This window comes from Paenibacillus thermotolerans (genome assembly GCF_028745515.1).
Lineage (GTDB): Bacteria > Bacillota > Bacilli > Paenibacillales > YIM-B00363 > Paenibacillus_AE > Paenibacillus_AE thermotolerans.
Map to the genome: position 1 here is coordinate 20,557 of NZ_JAQZSG010000031.1, position 20,445 is coordinate 41,001.

22 protein-coding genes are annotated in these 20,445 nt (G+C 50.4%); 5 read left to right on the plus strand and 17 right to left on the minus strand.

What is annotated here, in order from left to right; genetic code table 11:
• Positions 1 to 54: 54 nt before the first annotated feature.
• From PT964_RS20790 to PT964_RS20800, 3 genes are all read right to left on the minus strand, one after another.
• The gene (locus PT964_RS20790) at positions 55 to 2,130 is read right to left on the minus strand and encodes a thioredoxin domain-containing protein (RefSeq protein ID WP_274365274.1); all 2,076 of its coding nucleotides are present in this window, start codon (positions 2,128 to 2,130) and stop codon (positions 55 to 57) included.
• Positions 2,131 to 2,328: 198 nt separating this feature from the next.
• Positions 2,329 to 3,018, minus strand: a complete 690-nt coding sequence (locus tag PT964_RS20795; protein WP_274365275.1) for a response regulator transcription factor — start codon at positions 3,016 to 3,018, stop codon at positions 2,329 to 2,331.
• Positions 3,015 to 4,499 carry a sensor histidine kinase gene (locus PT964_RS20800; protein WP_274365276.1) on the minus strand — a complete coding sequence of 495 codons (1,485 nt, stop codon included), beginning with the start codon at positions 4,497 to 4,499 and terminating at the stop codon, positions 3,015 to 3,017. Before PT964_RS20800 ends, PT964_RS20795 begins: the two co-directional genes overlap by 4 nt.
• 183 nt (positions 4,500 to 4,682) lie before the next feature.
• Between PT964_RS20800 and PT964_RS20805 the strand changes: the two genes are divergently transcribed.
• A complete protein-coding gene (locus tag PT964_RS20805; RefSeq protein WP_274365277.1) occupies positions 4,683 to 5,375 on the plus strand; it encodes a hypothetical protein in 693 nt (230 codons plus the stop codon).
• 68 nt (positions 5,376 to 5,443) lie between these two features.
• Here the strand turns inward: PT964_RS20805 and PT964_RS20810 are convergent, their stop codons facing one another.
• The 5 genes from PT964_RS20810 to PT964_RS20830 form a co-directional block, all read right to left on the minus strand.
• Positions 5,444 to 5,986, minus strand: coding sequence for an NADPH-dependent FMN reductase (locus tag PT964_RS20810; protein ID WP_425262774.1), 543 nt, complete (start codon positions 5,984 to 5,986; stop codon positions 5,444 to 5,446).
• Between the two features lie 203 nt (positions 5,987 to 6,189).
• Positions 6,190 to 6,426 (minus strand): hypothetical protein, encoded by a 237-nt coding sequence (locus tag PT964_RS20815; RefSeq protein ID WP_425262773.1) that lies wholly within the window; start codon positions 6,424 to 6,426, stop codon positions 6,190 to 6,192.
• Positions 6,427 to 6,447: 21 nt separating this feature from the next.
• A complete protein-coding gene (locus PT964_RS20820; RefSeq protein WP_274365279.1) occupies positions 6,448 to 6,681 on the minus strand; it encodes a hypothetical protein in 234 nt (77 codons plus the stop codon).
• A gap of 29 nt (positions 6,682 to 6,710) precedes the next feature.
• A complete protein-coding gene (locus PT964_RS20825; protein WP_274365280.1) occupies positions 6,711 to 6,938 on the minus strand; it encodes a hypothetical protein in 228 nt (75 codons plus the stop codon).
• A gap of 19 nt (positions 6,939 to 6,957) precedes the next feature.
• Complete coding sequence (locus PT964_RS20830; protein ID WP_274365281.1) at positions 6,958 to 7,209, minus strand: hypothetical protein; 252 nt, start codon at positions 7,207 to 7,209, stop codon at positions 6,958 to 6,960.
• A 211-nt stretch (positions 7,210 to 7,420) separates the two neighbouring features.
• Here PT964_RS20830 and PT964_RS20835 point away from each other — a divergent pair, with 211 nt between their 5' ends.
• Positions 7,421 to 7,882, plus strand: a complete 462-nt coding sequence (locus PT964_RS20835) for an Hsp20/alpha crystallin family protein (RefSeq protein ID WP_274365282.1) — start codon at positions 7,421 to 7,423, stop codon at positions 7,880 to 7,882.
• Between the two features lie 120 nt (positions 7,883 to 8,002).
• Here PT964_RS20835 and PT964_RS20840 read toward each other — a convergent pair whose 3' ends face one another.
• Together PT964_RS20840 and PT964_RS20845 are read right to left on the minus strand one after the other, a co-directional pair.
• On the minus strand, positions 8,003 to 9,061 hold the full coding sequence (locus PT964_RS20840) for a P-loop NTPase family protein (protein WP_274365283.1): 1,059 nt from the start codon (positions 9,059 to 9,061) through the stop codon (positions 8,003 to 8,005).
• A 238-nt stretch (positions 9,062 to 9,299) separates the two neighbouring features.
• Positions 9,300 to 10,154 (minus strand): NAD-dependent epimerase/dehydratase family protein, encoded by an 855-nt coding sequence (locus tag PT964_RS20845; protein WP_274365284.1) that lies wholly within the window; start codon positions 10,152 to 10,154, stop codon positions 9,300 to 9,302.
• A gap of 189 nt (positions 10,155 to 10,343) precedes the next feature.
• Between PT964_RS20845 and PT964_RS20850 the strand changes: the two genes are divergently transcribed.
• The gene (locus PT964_RS20850) at positions 10,344 to 10,946 is read left to right on the plus strand and encodes a TetR/AcrR family transcriptional regulator (protein ID WP_274365285.1); all 603 of its coding nucleotides are present in this window, start codon (positions 10,344 to 10,346) and stop codon (positions 10,944 to 10,946) included.
• On the plus strand, positions 10,947 to 11,363 hold the full coding sequence (locus PT964_RS20855; RefSeq protein ID WP_274365286.1) for a cupin domain-containing protein: 417 nt from the start codon (positions 10,947 to 10,949) through the stop codon (positions 11,361 to 11,363).
• 69 nt (positions 11,364 to 11,432) lie between these two features.
• On the opposite strand, the gene PT964_RS20860 is transcribed toward PT964_RS20855, so the two are convergent.
• From PT964_RS20860 to PT964_RS20890, 7 genes are all read right to left on the minus strand, one after another.
• Positions 11,433 to 11,630, minus strand: coding sequence for a cysteine-rich CWC family protein (locus tag PT964_RS20860; RefSeq protein ID WP_337995055.1), 198 nt, complete (start codon positions 11,628 to 11,630; stop codon positions 11,433 to 11,435).
• 40 nt (positions 11,631 to 11,670) lie between these two features.
• Positions 11,671 to 12,585, minus strand: coding sequence for an NAD(P)-dependent alcohol dehydrogenase (locus PT964_RS20865; RefSeq protein WP_274365287.1), 915 nt, complete (start codon positions 12,583 to 12,585; stop codon positions 11,671 to 11,673).
• Between the two features lie 80 nt (positions 12,586 to 12,665).
• Positions 12,666 to 15,263, minus strand: a complete 2,598-nt coding sequence (locus PT964_RS20870; protein WP_482194170.1) for a winged helix-turn-helix domain-containing protein — start codon at positions 15,261 to 15,263, stop codon at positions 12,666 to 12,668.
• A 163-nt stretch (positions 15,264 to 15,426) separates the two neighbouring features.
• Entirely contained in the window at positions 15,427 to 16,944 is a 1,518-nt protein-coding gene (locus PT964_RS20875; protein ID WP_274365289.1) for an ATP-binding protein, read from the minus strand.
• Positions 16,937 to 17,335, minus strand: a complete 399-nt coding sequence (locus tag PT964_RS20880; RefSeq protein WP_274365290.1) for an ATP-binding protein — start codon at positions 17,333 to 17,335, stop codon at positions 16,937 to 16,939. Before PT964_RS20880 ends, PT964_RS20875 begins: the two co-directional genes overlap by 8 nt.
• A gap of 302 nt (positions 17,336 to 17,637) precedes the next feature.
• Complete coding sequence (locus tag PT964_RS20885) at positions 17,638 to 19,311, minus strand: ABC1 kinase family protein (protein WP_274365291.1); 1,674 nt, start codon at positions 19,309 to 19,311, stop codon at positions 17,638 to 17,640.
• Positions 19,312 to 19,324: 13 nt separating this feature from the next.
• Complete coding sequence (locus tag PT964_RS20890; protein WP_274365292.1) at positions 19,325 to 19,633, minus strand: phasin family protein; 309 nt, start codon at positions 19,631 to 19,633, stop codon at positions 19,325 to 19,327.
• A 195-nt stretch (positions 19,634 to 19,828) separates the two neighbouring features.
• Between PT964_RS20890 and PT964_RS20895 the strand changes: the two genes are divergently transcribed.
• Positions 19,829 to 20,443, plus strand: a complete 615-nt coding sequence (locus PT964_RS20895) for a 3'-5' exonuclease (RefSeq protein ID WP_274365293.1) — start codon at positions 19,829 to 19,831, stop codon at positions 20,441 to 20,443.
• Positions 20,444 to 20,445 lie beyond the last annotated feature (2 nt).

Sequence of the window (20,445 nt, forward strand, 5' to 3'; positions counted from 1 at the left end):
CGCTGCTCTTTTTCTTTGCCCGCAGAACCATACGTCCGGCGAATCGGTGTCCGCTTACGACTCCGCCGCTTCGTCGAGACGTTCCCGCAACGCCTCCATGCCGTTAACCGGCGATTGGCATGCGTAATTCTCGCATACATAAACAGTCGCTTGCCCGTTCTTCATCGTCTTGTCAAGGATCGGCGGCAGTACGTCGGCGGCATCCTCCTCTTGCGTATGCAGCGCCACGACCGCATTCGGAAGGAAGCGGCGATGCACCTCGCGGATGAGCTCCGCCGTATCGTTCGCCGCTTTCTCCCCGGCGATCACGATCTCCATCGGCCGGCCGTAGGCGAACGACAACGCTGTCAGCATCAGCGCGTGGCCCGACGGATACCGCTGAACGGCGCCCGCGAACGCCCGGAACGTCCGATCGGCGTAATCGGCGAACGACGTGTCTCCCGTCAGGCGGGAAAGCCGAAGCAGGTTGTACGCCATCGCGGAGTTGCCGGAAGGCAGCGCCCCGTCGTACACCTCTTTCAAGCGCGTGAACAATTGCTCGGCGTCTTCGCCTGCGAAGAAGAAGCCTCCCTCCGCATCGTCCCAGAACAGGCGGATGGTTTCGCGGGTATGCTCCAACGCTTCCTTCATGTGTTCGATCTCGAATGAAGCCTCATACAGCTCGATCAAGCCCCAGATGAGGAACGCATAATCGTCGATATACCCGAGATACGCCGCCTCGCCGTCCCGATAACGCGCGAGCAGCCGCCCTTCCCCGGTGCGCAGCTCGCGCAGCGCGAATGCGGCCGCCCGGCGGGCCGCATCGGCATATTCCGGCCGCCCGAGCGCGGCCGACGCCTTCGCCAGCGCCGCAATCATAAGCCCGTTCCAGGACGTGAGGATCTTATCGTCCTTGCCAGGGCGTATGCGGCGCTCCCGATGCGCGAACAGCTTCTCGCGCATCGTCTCTACCCGGCCCGCGAGCTCCGCCGGGTCGCCCATGCCGCGCTTCGCTCTCGCATCGAGCGCGCCTTGCAGCAGATTGGGGATGCTGTGCCCCTCGAAATTGCCTTCCTCCGTGATGTCGAACAGCTCGCAGAACAGGTCTCCGTCTTCCTCGCCGAGCACTTCGGCAACCTCCTGCGGAGTCCATACGTAGAACTTTCCCTCCACTCCTTCGGAATCCGCATCCTCCGCGGAGTAGAAGCCGCCCTGCGAGTCGGTCATGTCTCTGAGCACGTATTTGACGATTTGCTCCGCCACTTCCGCATAGCGTTTCTTGCCCGTCACTTGATATGCTTCGGTATAGGCCATGATCAGCAGCGCGTTGTCATAGAGCATTTTTTCAAAGTGAGGCACCAGCCACGCTTCGTCGGTGGAATAACGCGCAAACCCGAAGCCGATATGGTCGTAAATGCCGCCGCGGTGCATGACGTCCAGCGTCTTCTCCACCATATCGAGCGCCTGATCTTCCCCGGTTAACGCATAGTAACGCAGCAGAAACAACAAATTATGAGGCGTCGGAAATTTAGGCGCATCCCCGAAGCCGCCGTGTTCCGCGTCGAACAGCTGCGTATACATGACGTACGCCTCGTCGAGCGTCATTTCCGACACTTCGCCTTTGAGCCGGGTAATGGACCGCTGGGCGGTATGCTCCGCCACCGTTTCGCCGGCTTGAAGCACTTCTTCGCGGGAGCCGCGCCACTTTTGTGCGAGCTGAGCCAATATTTCCATTAAGCCGTGACGACCGAATTTCCGCGTCTTCGGAAAATAAGTGCCCGCAAAAAAAGGCTTCTTCTCCGGCGTCATGACGATCGTGAGCGGCCACCCGCCGTGCCCCGTCATCGCCTGACACACCGCCATATATAAATTGTCGACGTCAGGGCGCTCCTCCCGGTCGACTTTGATCGCTACATAGTCTCGATTCAAAAGCTCGGCGACCTCGTCATCCTCGAACGATTCCCGCTCCATGACGTGGCACCAATGGCAGGTGGAATAGCCGATCGATAAAAAAACCGGTTTATTTTCAAGCTTCGCTTTATCAAAAGCTTCGTCAGACCAAGGAAACCAATCCACCGGATTATAGGCGTGCTGCAGCAAGTATGGCGATTTTTCTTTGGCTAAGCGGTTAGGCTTCTTGCTCGTTGACATAGGTCACCAACCCTTTGCTTTGGGTATTTTTGGTTATATTCACTTATCATAACCCACAACATAAAGAAAAACCCATGGGAAAAGCATGAGTTCATTAATACCTTCACTTCTCTTGACATGTAAAAAGGAGCCCCGCGTTCATCGCCATTACCGTAAACCGATTCGTTCGGCCGCGCGGCTAATATCAGGGTTCTATTCCTACACATTCAGGCGGTATCCGACTCCCCAAATCGTTTCGATATATTGCGGCTTGGCGGGATTCGGTTCAATTTTCTCCCGCAGTTTACTAACATGCACCGTGACAGTAGCGATGTCTCCCAAGGAATCCATACCCCATATTTTTTCGAATAGCTCGTCTTTGCTGAACACATGATTGGGATTGTGCGCCAAAAAGAGAAGCAGATCGTATTCCTTGGAAGTCAGCTGCGCTTCGGATTCGTTGACGAATACTTTTCGGGAGCGCTTGTCGATATGAATGGCCCCGATTCGGAGCTCATCTTTTTTAAACGCGGCGGTTTGCGTCAACCGTTCATATCGGGCGAGATGCGCCTTAACTCTTGCGACCAATTCTCCCATTTGAAACGGCTTGGTCACGTAATCGTCCGCGCCGAGACCGAGAGCGCGGATTTTATCGATCTCCTCTTTCTTGGAGGAGACGACGAGGATCGGTATGTTTTTGCTTCGGCGAACGTGCCGGCAAATTTCAAAGCCGTTCGTCTTGGGAAGCAATAAATCGAGAACGATCAGGTCGTAATCTTCCGTAGACGCTTTTTGCAGGCCGATGTCTCCGCTTTGCGCGATATCGACCCGAAATCCGCTCGCTTCCAAATAATCTTTTTCCACTTCCGCAATGACGTCTTCGTCTTCAATGATTAAAATCCGTTTCATGACCGACCACCTTCCGCCCCGAACTTTTTGCGTAATGTAAAGGAAACGGTTGTTCCCTCCCCGACTATGCTTTTCGCCCGAATCGTTCCGCCATGCTCCTCCACGATTTGTTTTACGATAGCAAGTCCTAAACCGCTGCCCCCGGTCAATGTGTTTCTCGACGGCTCCACCCGGTAAAATCGATCAAAGATGTAAGGAAGAACCTTCTCGTCAATTCCAATCCCATTGTCTTGCACGTTGACCGTCACTTCTTCCTCTTCCCGATCCAGCAGCTCGATTCGAATGACTTTGGGATCTCTGACCGTATATTTAAAGCTGTTATCTACAAGGTTGATCAACACTCTGCGCAGCTTCTCCTTATCGGCCATCACATAAACCGGACGGTCTTCGTCGCTGCGGAAGTCTATCCTTATCCCCTGATTTTGAGGGACTAGCCGAAGCTCCTCCACAAAGTCGCGCAAATAGGCCGAGAGATCGATGCTAACAAAATGAAACGGCAAACGCTTCAAATCAAGCTTGGAAAATAAAAATAACTCATCGATTAAATAGTCCATTTCCGTTGCTTTTTTGTAAATCATCTTCAAATATTTATCGCGCTTTTCGGCAGTGTCGGCAATTCCGTCAAAAATGCCCTCGATACACGCCTTTATTCCGGTTATCGGCGTTTTTAAATCATGAGAAATACTCGAGATCAGCTCTTTTCGGTTTTCTTCGTACTGAAGCTGAATTTGAAGGGATTGTTTCAACCGCCGCCTCATTTCTTCGAAAGCAGCGCCGAGTTGTCCGATTTCATCATTTTTTCGCACTTTCAATCGATGATCGAGGTCTCCCTCTTGAATATGTTCGGCCGCTTGCTTCAGTGCAAATAAGGGTCTGATGATGCTTCGGGAAACAAGGTAAGTTAACAGGCCGTTCGTCAGTCCGATGGCGAGAAGCAGAGAAACAATAACGGCGGGGAAAAATTTCGTTATAAATCCGATAAACTGCGTAACGTCTGTGAGAACATAGACGGTTCCGGAAGTGCGGTTGCCGAGCGTGAAATCAATCCGTTCCACTGAATATCGGTCGTTGCCGTTGTCGCCCCAGCGGCTCGTATCCAACTGCTTAAGCCGGGCATATAGATCATCGCGATCCGCTAAAGAAGACGCGAATGTTATGCGATCGTTCGTCACGACGATAAGCCCCGTCTGCAGCGGCTTCAGCTGTTCGTCGGTTTTTGTTAAAAATGTATCGTCCGCCAATAGATCGGGGTCATATTGAGCAATAAATCGGATTCCGGCAAGCAATTCATTTTTTTTGTCAAATGATTCTATAACGGATTGAAACCATTCTTTACCGATATTTTCGTTATTCACATCCCCAAGTGCTTTGATATCCTTGAAAAACACTGCAGCGAGCAAAGCGGCGAAGAGAGAAAAAATAACGATAGGGACTAAAATCATCGCAAAGTAAGAAACCAATAGCTTGAACCGGATGGACATAAGAAAATCCCCTTACGTTAAGGTTCGTATCGAGGGTTACAAACCATTCTCCGCTAAGATTCATTCAGCATATCTCGTTACATTTTATACTTTTTTTAGACTTTATTTAAGGACAATTTGAAAACGGAAATTAAGATAAAGGTCGGAAGTGATATTCTCGACTAAAACGAAGAGGTGATTGGAATGAAAGATTTGAAGTATAACCTGATTTTTCGCCGCGTTGCGGCAATATTCCTGATCGTCGGCAGCGCTGCCGTGCTCGTATTTCGCGGTTTGCATGGAGACCTTCCGGCAGGAGATGCTCATGCCGCCATGCAATTCATCGTTTCGCATCCGTTTTATAAGGGAGTCCACCTTGGAGCCGTGGTCGGCGTCATGCTCTCGGTCATCGGATTCGTTGCGTTCTCTTTCACCCTTACCGACAAGTACGCCGCGACGGTTAGCTGGCTTGCAACGGCCATTATGCTTGTAGGGGCGGCCGTGCACATCGTCGAGCACACCATCGACGGGCATGCCGGACAGACGCTCGCCGGGTTGTGGCATGCTTCCTCTCATGCGGAGCAGGCGAATATCGAACACTCCGCCGGTACGGTGTTCGTAGCTCTTCACGGCCCCGCGCTTGTATCGGTCAGTATGCTATGGGGCTTTTCCGTTCTTCTGTTTGCGCGGGCGGCGAAGCTTGAAAACTATCCCTCGTGGTTCTATTGGTCGGGATTGGCCGCAGGAAGTATAACCTTCATCAGTGCCCTTTCACAATACCTTCACCCGGATCTGATTCCCGGATTTCTTATTTTCGGCATGCTTGTGTTCCTCGTACAGCTCTGGACCATCTTGCTCGGTTTCATCTTGCTACGGCAGGGAAAGTTGGATTCGTGATGGCGTATATGGAGACGGCCGCTCGGCTTGAAAGCCGGCGGCCGTTATAGGTTTTCACTGGTTTTTCATTATGCTCTGTATTTCTTAATCAAATCAACGAACGCATTGACGAACGTTTGAAGGAATGTAACGGTTCCCTCGTCTTGAATCTTACCGTTATCGTCCAACAGTTCGGCAACGTTCCCGATATAAGCCTCCGGTTGTTGGAGGACGGGCATATTCAAAAATACCAGAGGTTGGCGCAAATGATGGTTTGCACCGAATGCACTCAGCTTACCCGGCGAGTTGCTAATAATTGCCGCAGGTTTGCCATCCCACACACTTGCACCATAAGGACGGGAGCCTACATCCAGCGCGTTCTTCAATACTGCCGGTACTGAGCGGTTGTATTCGGGGGTTACAAACAATACAGCGTCGATTTCCTTCATTTTATTTCGGAAAGCGGTATATTCTGCTGGAACCCGATTTTCATCATCAAAGTCTTGATTATACAGAGGCATCTCAATATTAATCACCTCCGTTGTAAATCCTTCGGGGAATAATGCTGTAACATTCGCTGCAAGTTTTTTCGAAAAGGATTCTTTCCGCAAACTACCAACCAATACGCTAATACGCCGACCCTTGTCATTAAGCCTTCCTCCAGTAATCGTGAAAGTGAAGTCTACAAGCAATTACCGGAATAGCCTTCCCTCCATACTGGAAATCATGCTTTCGAAAAAACAAACCGTATTCCGTGCTGCAAAAAAAGAGAAACTCATGCCTGTTAGACATGAGTTTCTCTTCGTTCTTTCAAAGGCTCGCTCCGCTTCATGATTTAAAATGCGCTCGTTTTTCCTGTATTGCTGTCCAATACGTCCGGATCCGTAACGTTGGAAATCGGCAAGCTCAGAGGCGACAAATCGCCGTTTAATTCCGATACCGCCTGATTCCGTTTATAAGAAACCACTTTGTCGATAATTTGAACCGCTCCTGCATTGATGAGCGATCCATTATCGACGGTATTGATTTTAAATGCAAAAACATTGACCGCTGTCGGAGTAAAGAAAATCATCCTCATCCCTCCAATGGATAATCATACAATGCTGTTCTTAATCGTATTGGCATCGATAAGATCGGTATCCGAAACCCATGAAAGGGACATCGTAATCGGCGACAAATCTCCGTTGTTTTCACCGATTCCCTGATTACGCTTATAGGACACGAATATATCGATGTGCTGGCTCGGACCCATAGTTACAACAGCCGAGTTATCGATGGTATTGATTTTAAAGCCAAGCATATTTACGTCCATCGGAGCAAAGGTCATTGGGGCAATCCTCCCGTAACCGATCGCAGCTAACGATCATTTTTTACCGTGAACTTATCCATAACGTCTTCATCCAGTGTCATATGAATCGTGCCGACGCGAATGGCCCTATCCGCATGCTGTTGGCCGAAGCCCTGCGTTTTTTTTGCGTACACGTTTCGATTGATCTTTTGATTTTGTCCGATCGAAACGTTGCTTAACTGGTCCACGTTGTTCAGTTTCATGATGCCGATATTCACACTCGTCTGCTCGAACATGCGACATATCCCTTTCTCCTTAAGGTAATGGCGTCCGCCCCGCATCGAAGGTCGATATCGAGTCGAATTGGTCCCGGTCGTCCACAAAGCTTCTCGTGGCGCAAAAAGCGCTGTCGTCTCCCATATTTTGTCCCCAGCCCATTGTCTTTTTGTCCGAATTATGCCATTCCGCCAATAAATTTTGACCGACATTGATCGCCGACGCATTTTCAAAGGAATTAACTTTGATGATATGAATATTGATCACGATTCGGGGGGAAGGATCCGTCATTGCCGTTAGCCTCCTTCGCTGACGAATAAAAATCGGCCCGTATGTTAATAGGTATTCCAAGTCGAAGGAGTCGATTACTGTTTGCCGATTTTCTCTTACCGGAACATGTAAATCCTATTTTCATAATAAAATTGTGTATGCGATGCTTTTATGTTTAGCCTCATGTATATCATTGTCGATCGTCCCGAACCGAAGTTGGAGGTTAAGACATATGGATTTCAATAAGATGAACAAATGGATGGAGCTTGCGAAAAAGTTTCAACAAGGTTCGTTTTGGGACGATGTGCTCGAGAACGTCTCTACCAAGGAATTGATGGAGCAATTATCGAATTCGCCCGGCAATAAGCCTTCCAAAATCGAGTTTCCTTCTGTCGACATATACAAGAGAAATCAGGATTTGATCGTAGTGATCGACCTTCCCGGCGTCCGAAAGGAGGACATTGAAATATCGGTCGCGGACTATACGCTGCATGTGAAAGGCGTATCGAACCGCAATCACTGCAATTTGGCCCATATTCATAAAGAAAGGTTCAGCGGGGAATTTGAACGTACGGTTACATTGCCTGAGGCGGTTCGGCCGGGTGCGAAAATATCGGCGAAGTACGAGTACGGCACAGTTGAAATCATCATACCGTGCACTCCGACAACCATCGGAAAAATCGTAATCGAGTGAATGGTCAAAAGGAAGGGAGACACCCACGGTGTCCCCCTGAATACTTGAAAGATATGCTGGCGCATGATATCGTTTATGAAGGAGTTGTTTTCCAGACCGTGCCTTTGCGACAGGTGCGGTCTATTTTTTCGTTAATGCCCCGATATAAGACAATTGATTTGTCTCTATGCCGTCCGTTCCTCCGTCCAGTATTCGCCTCACATTATCCATTGTCTCCTGAAGCGGCAGCCATTCTCCTGTTTTCTTCGTATACGGTTCAGCCGTATAGAAAGGCTGCGTTAGGTAAGCCTCAAGTCTTTCTCCCCGATGATACGTTTGAATGTCCGTCTCCGGCAATTTTTCCAACCCTTGTTTATCGACGATGAAACGCAATTCCCGGTAGCGCCGAAGCATCTTTCGGGCACGCTGCTGGATCATGAGATGCGCCGCTTCAAGCTGAGCCCCTTCCAATACCGTCGATGCGGATGCCACCGGATCTACCGCCGGGAAAAGCCCTCGCGACGCCAAATCAACATCGAAGCGAAGAAGGGTGTCAAGCGGCCCATACGGCACTTCTTCATCCGGAGCTTCGAAGCGAGTGTCGACCAGCACTACGGTCGGCTGGCGCAAGCCTGCTTCCCGCAGCTTTTCCCGCAAAGTCATCAGCTCTCCGGAAATGACGACGGACCGATCGGCGCCGAGAATCACATCGCGCTCCTGCTTGTGCGATACGATCTGCCGATACGCTTCGTCAAGCGAATCGCAAATAGAATCGGCCTGGGGCAGAACATCTTCCATACCTTTAACGTCCGGATCTTCGGGCTTCCACAATATCGAAGCGAATCCGCGTTTCTTAAGCCGATGAAACAGTTCGGCAAGCATGACCAGCTGCCCCATTCCGTGTCGAGCCACCAGACCTACGCTGCCCCCTCGTACGACGGGTGCAAATAAATCCAACACTTTAATGCCGGTTTCGATCATCTTTACACCGCTCCCTCGAATAATCAATTCATCGAGACTGCAATTCGCAAGAGTTGCGAGAATGGCCAGCGTCCGCACCTCCGCTCTTCCCACCGGAATTTTACCGGTACACAGATTGGACACCGTTGCAGCCCTTAATCCTGCTGCGCGGGCTGCAGCCGTTAGATTCGGAACACGCCGCCGCAGCAACGAAACATTAAGCTGTAAATCTTCGTTCATCTTAATCACCTCCTTTACTCTGAATAGTAATTTAAATTCCGTTTAAACGCAATCATTATTTTGGCGGAATTTTCCTTGGCGAGAACGCAAAGCAACGCAGCCATTGGGGGCTGCGTTGCTTTATAGAATGAGGAAAGAAGGATTCTAAATGATTTCTAAAAAAGTATATATTCGGAAACGTAAAAGAGACACACCGCGAGGCGTGTCTAAATATCGTAATGTCTATGTTTCTTCATGCCTACAACCGACCTTGCGCAAACGATGTTCTCCAACTCGGATAAAGCGGCTTCCATCCGTACTCGCTTCGCGCTTTCGCATTCGATGCGCCGCGTTCGCCCCGGTTGCGTCCAGGTTGAATATCCGGAATCGGCGCGCCGATCATTCCGGCATATGCCGGAAGCCATTCCTTCCCCGCAGCGGGTTCGTCGTCGACGATATTGACCGGTCCGGTCGGCCACTTTAACGCAAGCATTGCGGCATTCGCCGCATCCTCCACGTGCAGGAAGGAAGTTACCCCATCCGTTGCCGGCACTTGCTTGCGGCGCACTCTGTCAGCCATTGCGCCGTTCGTATCATACCATGTGCCCGGACCGTAAAGCATTCCGTATCGCAGAATGACGTACTCCGGCATTTCCGCCACGGCGCGCTCCAATGCAATAATACCGTCAATCGTCGTTTTGCGCGGCATCGGAGCATCCGCATCCAATCGATCGGTTTCAACGGCAGGCGAGATCCCGGGTTCGTATGCCCACGAAATGCTCTGCGCAATCATACGCTTTACACCGCCAGCCTGTGCGGCATCCACCAAATTTCGAGTACCCCTGATCCGAATGTCGGCATTGTCCTTCAAGTTCCAGCTGCTGAGCGAGGTTAGCTGATGGATCATCGTATCCGGCTGTGCGTCCGCAACCGCCCGCACGACCGCCTCCCGGTCAAACGCATCGACAACGATCCCTTGTGCGCCCACGGATTGAATCCAGGCGATATTGTCCTTGTTATGGGTCATCCCGATCACCTCATGACCCGCCTCTACCAGCTTCGGCAGCAGTAGTCGTCCGACGACGCCCGTCGAGCCTGCTACAAATATTTTCATCGTCAAACCACCCCTAATCATCCTTTTCGTTTTGCATTTCCGGTTTGAAATTAACGGTTATTGTATGAATCTCCGCCGGCATTGTCAACAAAAAAAGTAGTTGTAAATTCGGTATATAACTTATATATTAAATACAATAACAACTTACCAAAATTTACCCCGCAGACGAAATCGAAGGAGTAATGAATCATGAGCGACACGAAGCGCACATACTCCTCGCCGCTTCGCCAAGAAAGAAAGCATAACACGATCCGCTCCATTGTTGAGAATACGTACCGCATGCATTCCATAGGGGTCACCGACATCAAATCCATTGCCGAGGCATCCAACATTTCCGTCGCCACGATCCGAAAATACTTTCCGACGAATGAGGATTTGTTTCAAGGCTGTGCCGCTCATTTTTTAGAAGTAAACAAACTGCCTGAAATCCACAAATATTTGCACATCGCTGATTTCGCGCAAAAGGTCCGCGCCATCGTTACTGACTTTTACAACTTCTACGAAAATACGATGGAATTGCTTTGGCTTTCCATTCGGCTTGCCGATCAATCGACCGTCATGAGAAATTCCGCATTGCAAGCTGAGGCCATTGTTAAAGCGGCCGTTCAGGTCATGCTCCAGGACCAGGAATGGATCGAAGAGAGCCGGAAAGCGGAAATATTCGGCTACACCCAAAGCCTGCTGCACCCGTTATTTTATAGAACGTTAAAAACATTCGGTCATCTTTCCGGGCAACAATGCGCGGACCATACGATCCGCGCCATTATAAATTTGCGAGAGGAGCATTTGTAAATGAAAAACACGAATCTGAATCGGCTGCCGCTTCTGGACTTATGGTATGAGAGTTCTTCGGACAAAAAGTGGAAGGTCAATCTTCCGTTCAACCCTAAGTTCCCGCTTTGGTCGGGAATAAAGTCGGAACAATCCAATGTTATCGCTTTTGAACTGGACCCGGGCTGCTCATTGGGGGAGCACAAGGAAGATGTGGAGGAAATTCTTTACGTTATTGGCGGCAAGGCCGAAATCACGGTTGGCGGTGAAATACGGGAAGTGACCGAAGGGGAGCTGGTCGTCATCCCTGAAGGCATTGTTCACGCAATAAAAAATATCGGGGAAGCCCCCGCAAAGTTTCTGGGATTTTTCCCTTCTACGAACCATATCTCCACCTTCACGGAAGTTGTGTCTCCAATAGGATTGAAGGCTCTCTAGGATCGCCCCTGAGAGGTGCAGTCGGCAAAACGGGCTAGAGAAATCGTTTGTTCTCTAGCCCTGCTCCGCTTATTCTTTAACGAACTTTTCCACGCAGTGTCGACAGATGCATGCTTTCCCTCTCAGCTCTTCCGGTATTTGTTTTCGCAGCTCCATCGGCACCTTTATATGAAAGCACCAGCAATTGCCGCTTCCGGCATTGCAATCGTTTCCTTCATTACACAAAGGACACCGCTGATCCGCTGATACGGTTTCATCGCGGTTCAAACAAATTCACTCCCCATTGGATATCTGTGCTTTTTCATATTTAATGCGCTACCGTAACGACTACATTCCCTTTTTTGCGGCCGGTTTCCACATACCTGTGAGCCTCGGGGATTTGTTCCAGCAAATATTGCCGGTCGATGACCGGCTTCAGGCTTCCCGCTTCAATCAGTTCTTTGAGATGCGTTAAATCTTCCGCTCGAACTTTCGCGATTCCTTGCCCGTCCACCGTCACAAAATTTCCTTTCGCGGTAAGCGCGCTCTTGCATTCCTGCTTCGAGAGCTTCCCGACGGCGTCAAAAATAAGATCATAACGTTCTCCGTTATTTGTAAATTTTTCTTTCGTATAATCGATCGCCCGATCGGCTCCCAACGCCTTTACCAATTCGAAATTGGCGCCGCTGCACACGGCGGTTACTTCCGCCCCGTAAAATTTCGCAAGCTGCACCGTGGAAACGCCTACCGCTCCCGAAGCTCCATAGATCAGAACTTTTTGTCCGTGTCGAATACCGCCTTTTCGAAGAAAATACAATGCCGTGGTTCCCCCCATCGGAACGGCAGCGGCTTCCTCATACGATAGATTGGCAGGTTTTAAAGCTATTACCGCATCTTCTGGCAGGCAGGTATACTCGGCGTATCCCCCGAATCTCATTCCCGTTAAAGCGAAAATCCGGTCGCCCTTCTTGAATCGCGTTACATTTTTCCCGATCTCTTCGACTTCACCGGCTATTTCTACCCCAAGTACTGGCTTTCTAGGTCTTCTAATTCCCAAAACGATTCGCATAGGAATCCACAGCAAGAGCGGGCTATTGAAGCTTCGAACCCGTATATCCCCGGACGCTACGGTAGTCGCATGAATTTTTACAAGCATTTCGTTAGGTTTCGGGACAGGCTTCTCCATCTCCGCCGGCTTTAAAACATCCGGTGAACCGTAATTCGTGCACACGATCGCTCTCATGAGTTTCCTCCATGCTTCAAGATGCGACAAGTATATCCCGCGTACGGTATTGTTATATAGATACTAAAGTATTGTTTTGGCTACAAAAGTCCCAGCTCGCGGGCGCGCGCCACCGCCTCGGTACGTCTCGCAACCTGCAATTTGTCGAAAATGACGCGGTTATGCCCTTTCACGGTACTGAGCGCGAGAAAAAGCCGTTCGCTTATTTCATGATTCGAAAGTCCTCCTGCGATCAGGTTCAGCACTTCCAACTCCCGATCGCTTAGAGGATCGATCAACGGCTCGGCAGGTTGGGCCTCTCGCCGGCCGAGTTTGCGCTCCCTCTTTTCCGCTTCGGCTTCAAATGCCGACAACAAACGAACCGCATATTCCGGCGTAGCATTACCGGCAGCCGCCTTGCGCAGCAGCCTCTCCATCGCGATCCCCTCGTCGACAAAGATGCGCGTGAAGCCGCCGGGCTCAGCCATCGTTAATGCTTCCGACAAGGTTCGTTCCGCCTTGCGCGTTTCGCCTTGGACATGCAAAGCCAACGATTGCAGAACCGTTGCTGTAAGCAATTCATCCGCCCAGCCCTTCGCCTCCGCATTTCGTCTTAACGGAGCAAGCACCGCAAGCGCTGCGGATGCATCTCCTTGTGCCATCCGCACTCTTGCCAGACTAGGCTGAAGCTCGTGCTTCTGCGCCAGCTCGGCGGCTGCCGGCACATTGCCTTGGCGAAGCAGCACCTGCACTTGTAAGGCTGCAATCTGAGGGAGCTGATTGACGAAATGATGCAGGCGAGCGAAATGCTCGGCTTCAGCCAAAGCGGCTGAAGCGCCGCTCGCTTCTCCCCGAGCAAGCTTCAGCCGTGCGAGAAACACCTCGCCGGCAACGGCCCGATCCGTTTGCTCCAATTGCCGAGCCAGCTGAACGGCCAGCTTCCCGTGCCTCTCTGCGGCGTTCAGGTCGTTCCATTCATAATGGATTCGGGCGAGGCCCAGATGCGTTTCGCACGCTGCCGGTAGCGGAGGCTCTCCCGCCATTGCCAGAACGCGCTTATACGTTTCAGACGCCGCAAAAAGCAAGTTATCCGCCTCTTGAATAAGCCCTAAACCGACAGATGACATGACGGCGATCATGACGTGTCCGATCTTATGGCTGATCGACAATGCTTCATCATAAGCCTTGCCGGCGGCGGCGCGGTCTCCCTTGAGCTGATAAGCGTATCCTAGCGTCCATGTAGTGGCCGTGCGAACCGGAAGATTGCCCGGGTGTAAATATGCCAAGGCGCGGCGGGATTCGGTCAAGACAGTCTCCGCATCGTGCTTGCTGACAGCCAGCGTGGCGCGTATGGAAGCCATATGTCCGATCATGTCTCGGATTTTGTCGGTTTCCTCGGCGCCTCGTATGGCTGCTTCAGCCGCTTGCAGCTTCGATTCGATCCCGGTTATTTGCCCTGCCATCAGCAGCGCGGAAGCATAAATGACCCACAGCGAGGGGTTTGCATTCAATTCCTTCTCCGGCATCGAAGCCAGCCATTGTAATACAGGGTTCACCGCTCCTTTAAAAATCAAAGGCATTCCCCCGCCCTCAACCAATCGTCCGGCGCGCTCGACATCATGGGCGGCAACGGCATGTTGAAATGCCTCCAGCTCAAATCCCTGTTCTTCATACCATTCGCTTGCACGCGTGTGCAGCTCCGCAGCGGCCCCTCGCTCCAATCTCTGCCGCAGCAGATCGGCAAAGAGATGGTGATAGCGGAACCAGCGCCGCCCGTTGTCTAAAGGAACGATAAAAAGATTGGCTCGTTCCAAATATTCCAATATATGTTGTCCGCAGGAGGAAGGAGCGGTCGACTCTCCGCCATTCCTGCGAAGCACGGCATCGCAAAGCGGACCGCACATCCGGTTAAGAACGGACGTGCGCAGCAAAAAATGTTGAATGGCTGCGTCTTGCTGTTGAAGCACTTCTTCAACCAGATAATCGAGCACGTGATAATGGCTTCCGGTAAAAGAGCGGACGAAGCCGGCGGCATCCTCATGTCCTTGTAAAGAAAGTGCGGCTAAATGCAGACCTGCAATCCAGCCTTCCGTTCGATATTCAAGCAAAGAAATGTTTTCTTGAGAAAGGTTCAGACCCATCGCTTGATTAAGAAACGTTTCCGTTTCGGCGGAAGTAAACCGCAGGTCAGCGGCGCGCACTTCGGTCAATTGGTCCCGAGCACGCAGCCGGGCCAGAGGAAGGCGAGGATCCTCCCGGGTAGTCATGACCAAATGCATTTGTGCCGGCATGCGCTCGATCAGGAGGCCGACGATATCTTCAATCGGTTTGGAATGAACCGCATGATAATCGTCAAGGACAAGAATGAACGGGCGAGACAGCGTAACGAGTTCGTTGATCAACGCCGCTACGATCAATTCGGATGAAGGCGGATGAGACGATTGGAGCAGCCCGAACACCCCTTCTCCGATGCTCGCGTCTGTCTGACGCAGAGCGGATAAGAGGTATGACAAAAACCGGGAACGTTCGTTATCCCCTTCGTCTAATGACAGCCAGGCGGCTGGCTGCCCACAGGCGGCGAGCCATTCGGTGACTAGCGTCGTTTTGCCGCTCCCGGCTGATGCGCAGACGACGGTCAGCTTCCGCTTGCGCTGTAGCCCTTCGTTCAGCCGCTCGATCAGGCGGGGGCGGGGTACCATGTTCGTCCGAGACGGAGGAATATATAGTTTAGTGGTTATAATTGGTATCGTCATAGAGGAATTATAATGACCGCCGCCACGCACCGTCAATGCCGATCAATACAGTCTCGCTAATAACAAAACTCCCGAACGTCGGGGAACAGGCAAACGAAACAAGCCCTTGTTACTCGCTATACTCCTCTATCGCTTGCTGCAGCGTCCCTCTCGTTTCCACTTTGTCTTGCAGCGCAATCCCTAACTCAACCATCGTATTGGTAATTTCGGGCCGAATGCCGGTGATGACCGCTTTGCAGCCTTGTATGCCGATCCCGTTCACGATTTTAAACAAATGCGAGACGATCGCCGTATCCATGTAAGCGACCGCGGATAAATCGATAATGATCCTCTTGATTTTCAATCGAAATATTTGCTCCAGCACGCTTTCCTGTATTTTTTTCGCGCGAAGCGTATCCATCGTGCCGACGATCGGAAGAATGGCGATATGGTCGGACAAAGGAATGACAGGTACGGATAATTCCTCAATCACTTCCCGCTGCGCTTGAAGAAGCTCGTTCTTATACTCGGAGAAGCTGGAAGAAAAGTGTTTCAAGTACGTGTCCAGATTGGAATTGACCTTCCTCTCGATTTCGAAAAACTGTTTCTGCTCAAGCTCGATATTCGAATAATAGTTATAAAGAAAATCCCAATACAGCTTACGCAGCGTTTGAATCCATTCGAGCTTTAAAATTAAGTCCAAATTGTTTTTGGCCCAGTTTCTTCCGTGCTCCTTAGCGTGAATAATAAGCCCGTGCTCATTGCTCTCATTCAGTAAAAGAACCACTTGCCGTGCGGACTGAAGAACGAAATCCATACTTCCCGCCGACGAATCTTTCACCGACTCAAAGGTCTCCTTCCAGCGGTGCTTCAGTATTTCATCAAATTTATCCTGATTGTCCGTAAAATAGTGCGAAAATTCCTGTTGCTCGGTAAACATCAAATTCAATGTAACCACTCCCGGCTGGTCGATTTGTTGTAACGGAAATTTGATCTTGAACTCCGTCCCTGCTCCCACTTTGCTCTTTACATTAATTTTCCCGGCATGCTCGTAGATGGTCGCAAAAACTTGAGTCAGCCCCATTCCGGTTCCTTCTGTTTTAGAGGTGTAAAATGGAGTTCCCAGCAGATTGATTTTTTCCGGCGGGATGCCGACTCCCGTGTCTGAAATCGCAATAACCAATTTCCCGTTTGAAATATAATGCCTGATCGTGATCGTACCCTGATCCGAGATGGCCTCGAATGCATTTTTTAACAGGTTAAAGAACGCCTTTTTTAATTGATTTCGTTTTCCGTAAATGTTTACTTTCGTATTCGAAAACTGTTTTATTATCGTTACGTGATACGATTTCTCTTGAAACAAGTACAGTATGGACTCCAGTTCCGCACAAAGATTGATGGAATCGAACGGCTCGTCCTCTAAATCGGGCTTGGAAACATGCAATAAATTTTGTAAGGTGGAAAGCGCGTTTTCCAGCTCGGTATAGGCGAAATCAAGATATCGGTGCGACGATTCAGCCTTTAACAGTTGAAGAAAACCTTTCACCGCGGTTAAAGGGTTTTTCACCTCATGGGCAATGCCTGCCGCGATTTGGCCGATTGATGCTAAACGGTCTAAGGTCAAATCGGCTTCATTTACCCTAGCCATATCTCTTCCACTTGCTACAGACAATTGATGTACCTTCTTTCGATGTTGTGATCCGAAACTCGTCCATCATCCGCTTTGCGCCTGCCAATCCCAAACCTAGCCCGGTAAACGATGCAGGCCTCTCCCCGTTTAATATGCGTTCGACATCAACGATCCCCCCTCCGTTATCTTGAAACGTCATTCGCACGCCTAGATTGTCTACCGGCTCACAAGCGAAGCTTCCGTCAGCCCCGGCATGATCCAATATATTGCGGGTCAATTCCGAGACGGTTACTATCACTTTTTGTTTATCCATTTCGGAGAATCCAAGCTGATTCATTAGCAATCGAACCTTATGCAAGGCTAAAAAAATATCGTTCTCGGTACTTATCTTCATGCTGCTGCTTGACATGACACCTCATTTCCTCCGGTTGCCAAAACATTATGGCATTAATTAAAAAAAGCCTAAATAAAAGCTGCTCTCACAACTTTTACTTAGGCTTATGTCCAGCGATCGTTCTGGCTCATTACTGCCACAAAAAAAATGTCGAATGCGATTGTGTTATGAGATATCCGTCTAGCTTAAGGTTTCCCGTTAGCAATTATCTGCACAAAAGGTAAAAACGTCCTCACTTTTACCCTTGATTAGTTTATATGAATTTTCATAAAGAAAACAAGTTTTTCTTTATTTTTGTTTACGATTCGACCGGTCCGCTAGAACCGTCCGGAGCGGAAGATGGCATAAATTAGCCAAAAAAACATAAATACCGCAATGGCTAACCCGATCTCGATAACCGGAATGCGCCACAGAACGGATTGGGTATGGCTCAATGCCGCTCCGACAATAAGTCCGACCATGACAATGCTTAAAGAAAGCAGCACGATGCTGAACGATAACCGGTTGCTGATGCGGTCCATTTTTTTCATCAGCTCGTCCAGCTGCGGAACCGCAACCTCCACTTGCACTTTCCCTTTGCGCATCAGCGAAGTCAAATGCTTGAGTCCCGAAGGAAATTCGCGGAGCACCTCCAAATAATCGGGCACGTCGTCCATCCACGATTTCAGCATCTGAACCGGGCTTAGACGCTCCAAAAACAGCTTCTTCCCGAACGGTTCGGCCACGTCAAAGACGCTGAACGTCGGATCGAGCGCGGTAACGACTCCTTCCATCGTCAAAAGCGCCTTCCCAAGCAAAGTCAATTCCGTCGGGATTCGGATGCGGTGGCGGAGCGCCACGTCAAATAAATCTTTGACCGCTCCTCCCAAGCTTACCCGGTCCAGCGGCACTTTGTAATATTTATCGCGCATTTCGTCTACATCCGCATACAGCCGGTCCTCGTTCACATCCTCCGGAACGATGCCCATATCGGAAATGGCGCGAACGACTCCTTTGGAGCTTTGATTACGCAATGCGATGACGAACGAGACGAAATGCTTTTTCATCCCGGGAGTCAGCCTGCCCGCCATGCCGAAATCGAGCAGCATAAGGCTGCCGTCCCTAAGCGCAAGCACGTTGCCGGGATGGGGGTCGCCGTGAAAAAATCCCTCAACCAATACCTGATGCAATATGGTTTTGGCAAACCGCTCCGCGAGCCTTCTCCGGCCCAGTCCCGCCCGATCAAGCTTTTCTTGGTCGGATAGCTTAATTCCTTCTACATATTCCATTGTCAATACCCGGCTTGTGCAGTAATCCCAATATACTGCCGGCACATGGACTTGATCCCATTTGCCGCTTTGATTCGCGAACTTTTCGGCATTTCGCGCTTCCGACGTATAATCGAGCTCGGCGCGCAGCGCCTTTCTCAATTCGTCGACTATGTCGCGGAGTCGGTAGTTTCTGGCCCACCCCAGGCGGGCTTCGGCCAATCTCGCCCATGCGGTCAATATGTCCAAATCGGTTTCGATCACCGGCTGAATGTCCGGACGCTGCACTTTGACGGCGACGGGGGTGCCGTCCTTTAATACGGCGCGATATACTTGACCGATGGACGCGGCCGCAACCGGGGTCTCGGAAAATTGCATAAACAGCTGCTCCACGGCCCCGCCCAGCTCCTGCTCGATTATGTAGGACGCTTCCTGATACGAGAAAGCGGGTACATCGTCCTGCAGACGCTCCAGCTCCGACAAGATCGGCGCAGGAATCAGATCGGGCCGCGTGCTTGCAATTTGGCCAAGCTTGACGAATGTCGGCCCCAAATCCTCCAGCAGCAGACGAATGCGCTCCCCGACGCTCTTGCCGCGAATTCCTTGTCGTTCCTTGCCGCCGCTGAACGGAACCCATTCGGTCAAACCCATCTCTTGAAATATATAACCGAAGCCGTTGCGCGCAAAAGCCGAAGCGATCGTCCGGTACCGGCGCAGCCGGCGAATCCGTTTCCCAGCGTTCATTCGCCTCCTCCTGTCAGCTCTCGGGATTGATGCTTCGGCTTCGTTCCGACGCCTCAAGCCGCCGTTCGAGCCGTTCAATGTCCTCTTTCGTGGCGAAATGCAAACCGCTCAGAACGGCTTGTACCCGCTCGCCGGCAATATCCTCGATTTGCTTCCTTGTTTCATCTCCCTTCTTGATGAGCTCTTCGGCGAACGCTTTGGATTCCGTGCGGGAAACCTCGCCTTTTTTCACGAGCTCCTCCACCGTTTTCTCAACCTGTTCTTTGCCCGCCATAACGATTCCCAATCCGAGCGAAACGGCTTTTGTAATCGTGTCTTTCATGTTTCACGGCTCCCTCTTTTGCCAATTTGTTTCCTCCTATATAATGATGAAGCAAATGTTGGTTTTTCATCCGCTTTTCGCATGTTATAACTATATAGGTACGATCTTTCATCCCTGTTCTTACAGTGCGAAATAAAAACCGGCAAGCAAGGAACATTATAAACATTTCACTTATCATTCGAAGGGAAGATTTATTTGAACGCCGTTGTGTTCGACTTGGAATTGGTCAAGCGGTTTAAGAAGGGACAGCTTAGCGAGATCGTTGAAATCGGGGCATGTAAGGTGGATTTGCTTGAGAGGAAAATTATCGATCATATACAAATCTACATTTGTCCGAAAAGAGGATACATATCGAAAAGCACCCGCAAATTTATCAACATGGCTGAAGAAGATTTGGACAAAGCGGTTCCGTTCGAAGAAGGAATCGAGCGGTTCAAAGATTGGCTCGGAGAAGATTATTATTTATGCTCTTGGGGCAAAGACGACAAAGTGCACCTAGTGAACGAATGCGTCCGTAATCACTTAAAGCTCGACTGGATCAAAAATTATAACGATATTCAACATTCGATCGGAAAGCTGTTGTCGTCGAATACGAAAAACCAGCTGGGGCTCAAAAACGCTCTAAAGCTGGCGGGCTTTGAATTTAGCGGTATCGCGCACAGAGGGATCGACGACGCGGTGAATACGGCCATGCTGTTGATTGCATATGCCGATCGAATTAAGCTCAGCAGAAATCAAATCGCGCAAGATGCTGCCGCGCAGAAGAAGACGCATCGCTCCAAGCGCCGTCCGCGCACTGTAACCCGTTGACA

Coding starts and splice junctions, on each gene's coding strand:
- PT964_RS20835 (WP_274365282.1), top strand. CDS start 7,421: ATGGATTTCAATAAGATGAACAAATGGATGGAGCTTGCGAAAAAGTTT.
- PT964_RS20875 (WP_274365289.1), bottom strand. CDS start 16,944: ATGGCTAGGGTAAATGAAGCCGATTTGACCTTAGACCGTTTAGCATCA.
- PT964_RS20855 (WP_274365286.1), top strand. CDS start 10,947: ATGAAAAACACGAATCTGAATCGGCTGCCGCTTCTGGACTTATGGTAT.
- PT964_RS20805 (WP_274365277.1), top strand. CDS start 4,683: ATGAAAGATTTGAAGTATAACCTGATTTTTCGCCGCGTTGCGGCAATA.
- PT964_RS20870 (WP_482194170.1), bottom strand. CDS start 15,263: ATGGTACCCCGCCCCCGCCTGATCGAGCGGCTGAACGAAGGGCTACAG.
- PT964_RS20790 (WP_274365274.1), bottom strand. CDS start 2,130: ATGTCAACGAGCAAGAAGCCTAACCGCTTAGCCAAAGAAAAATCGCCA.
- PT964_RS20830 (WP_274365281.1), bottom strand. CDS start 7,209: ATGACGGATCCTTCCCCCCGAATCGTGATCAATATTCATATCATCAAA.
- PT964_RS20845 (WP_274365284.1), bottom strand. CDS start 10,154: ATGAAAATATTTGTAGCAGGCTCGACGGGCGTCGTCGGACGACTACTG.
- PT964_RS20890 (WP_274365292.1), bottom strand. CDS start 19,633: ATGAAAGACACGATTACAAAAGCCGTTTCGCTCGGATTGGGAATCGTT.
- PT964_RS20865 (WP_274365287.1), bottom strand. CDS start 12,585: ATGAGAGCGATCGTGTGCACGAATTACGGTTCACCGGATGTTTTAAAG.
- PT964_RS20800 (WP_274365276.1), bottom strand. CDS start 4,499: ATGTCCATCCGGTTCAAGCTATTGGTTTCTTACTTTGCGATGATTTTA.
- PT964_RS20795 (WP_274365275.1), bottom strand. CDS start 3,018: ATGAAACGGATTTTAATCATTGAAGACGAAGACGTCATTGCGGAAGTG.
- PT964_RS20885 (WP_274365291.1), bottom strand. CDS start 19,311: ATGAACGCTGGGAAACGGATTCGCCGGCTGCGCCGGTACCGGACGATC.
- PT964_RS20880 (WP_274365290.1), bottom strand. CDS start 17,335: ATGTCAAGCAGCAGCATGAAGATAAGTACCGAGAACGATATTTTTTTA.
- PT964_RS20850 (WP_274365285.1), top strand. CDS start 10,344: ATGAGCGACACGAAGCGCACATACTCCTCGCCGCTTCGCCAAGAAAGA.
- PT964_RS20840 (WP_274365283.1), bottom strand. CDS start 9,061: ATGAACGAAGATTTACAGCTTAATGTTTCGTTGCTGCGGCGGCGTGTT.
- PT964_RS20825 (WP_274365280.1), bottom strand. CDS start 6,938: ATGTTCGAGCAGACGAGTGTGAATATCGGCATCATGAAACTGAACAAC.
- PT964_RS20820 (WP_274365279.1), bottom strand. CDS start 6,681: ATGACCTTTGCTCCGATGGACGTAAATATGCTTGGCTTTAAAATCAAT.
- PT964_RS20815 (WP_425262773.1), bottom strand. CDS start 6,426: ATGATTTTCTTTACTCCGACAGCGGTCAATGTTTTTGCATTTAAAATC.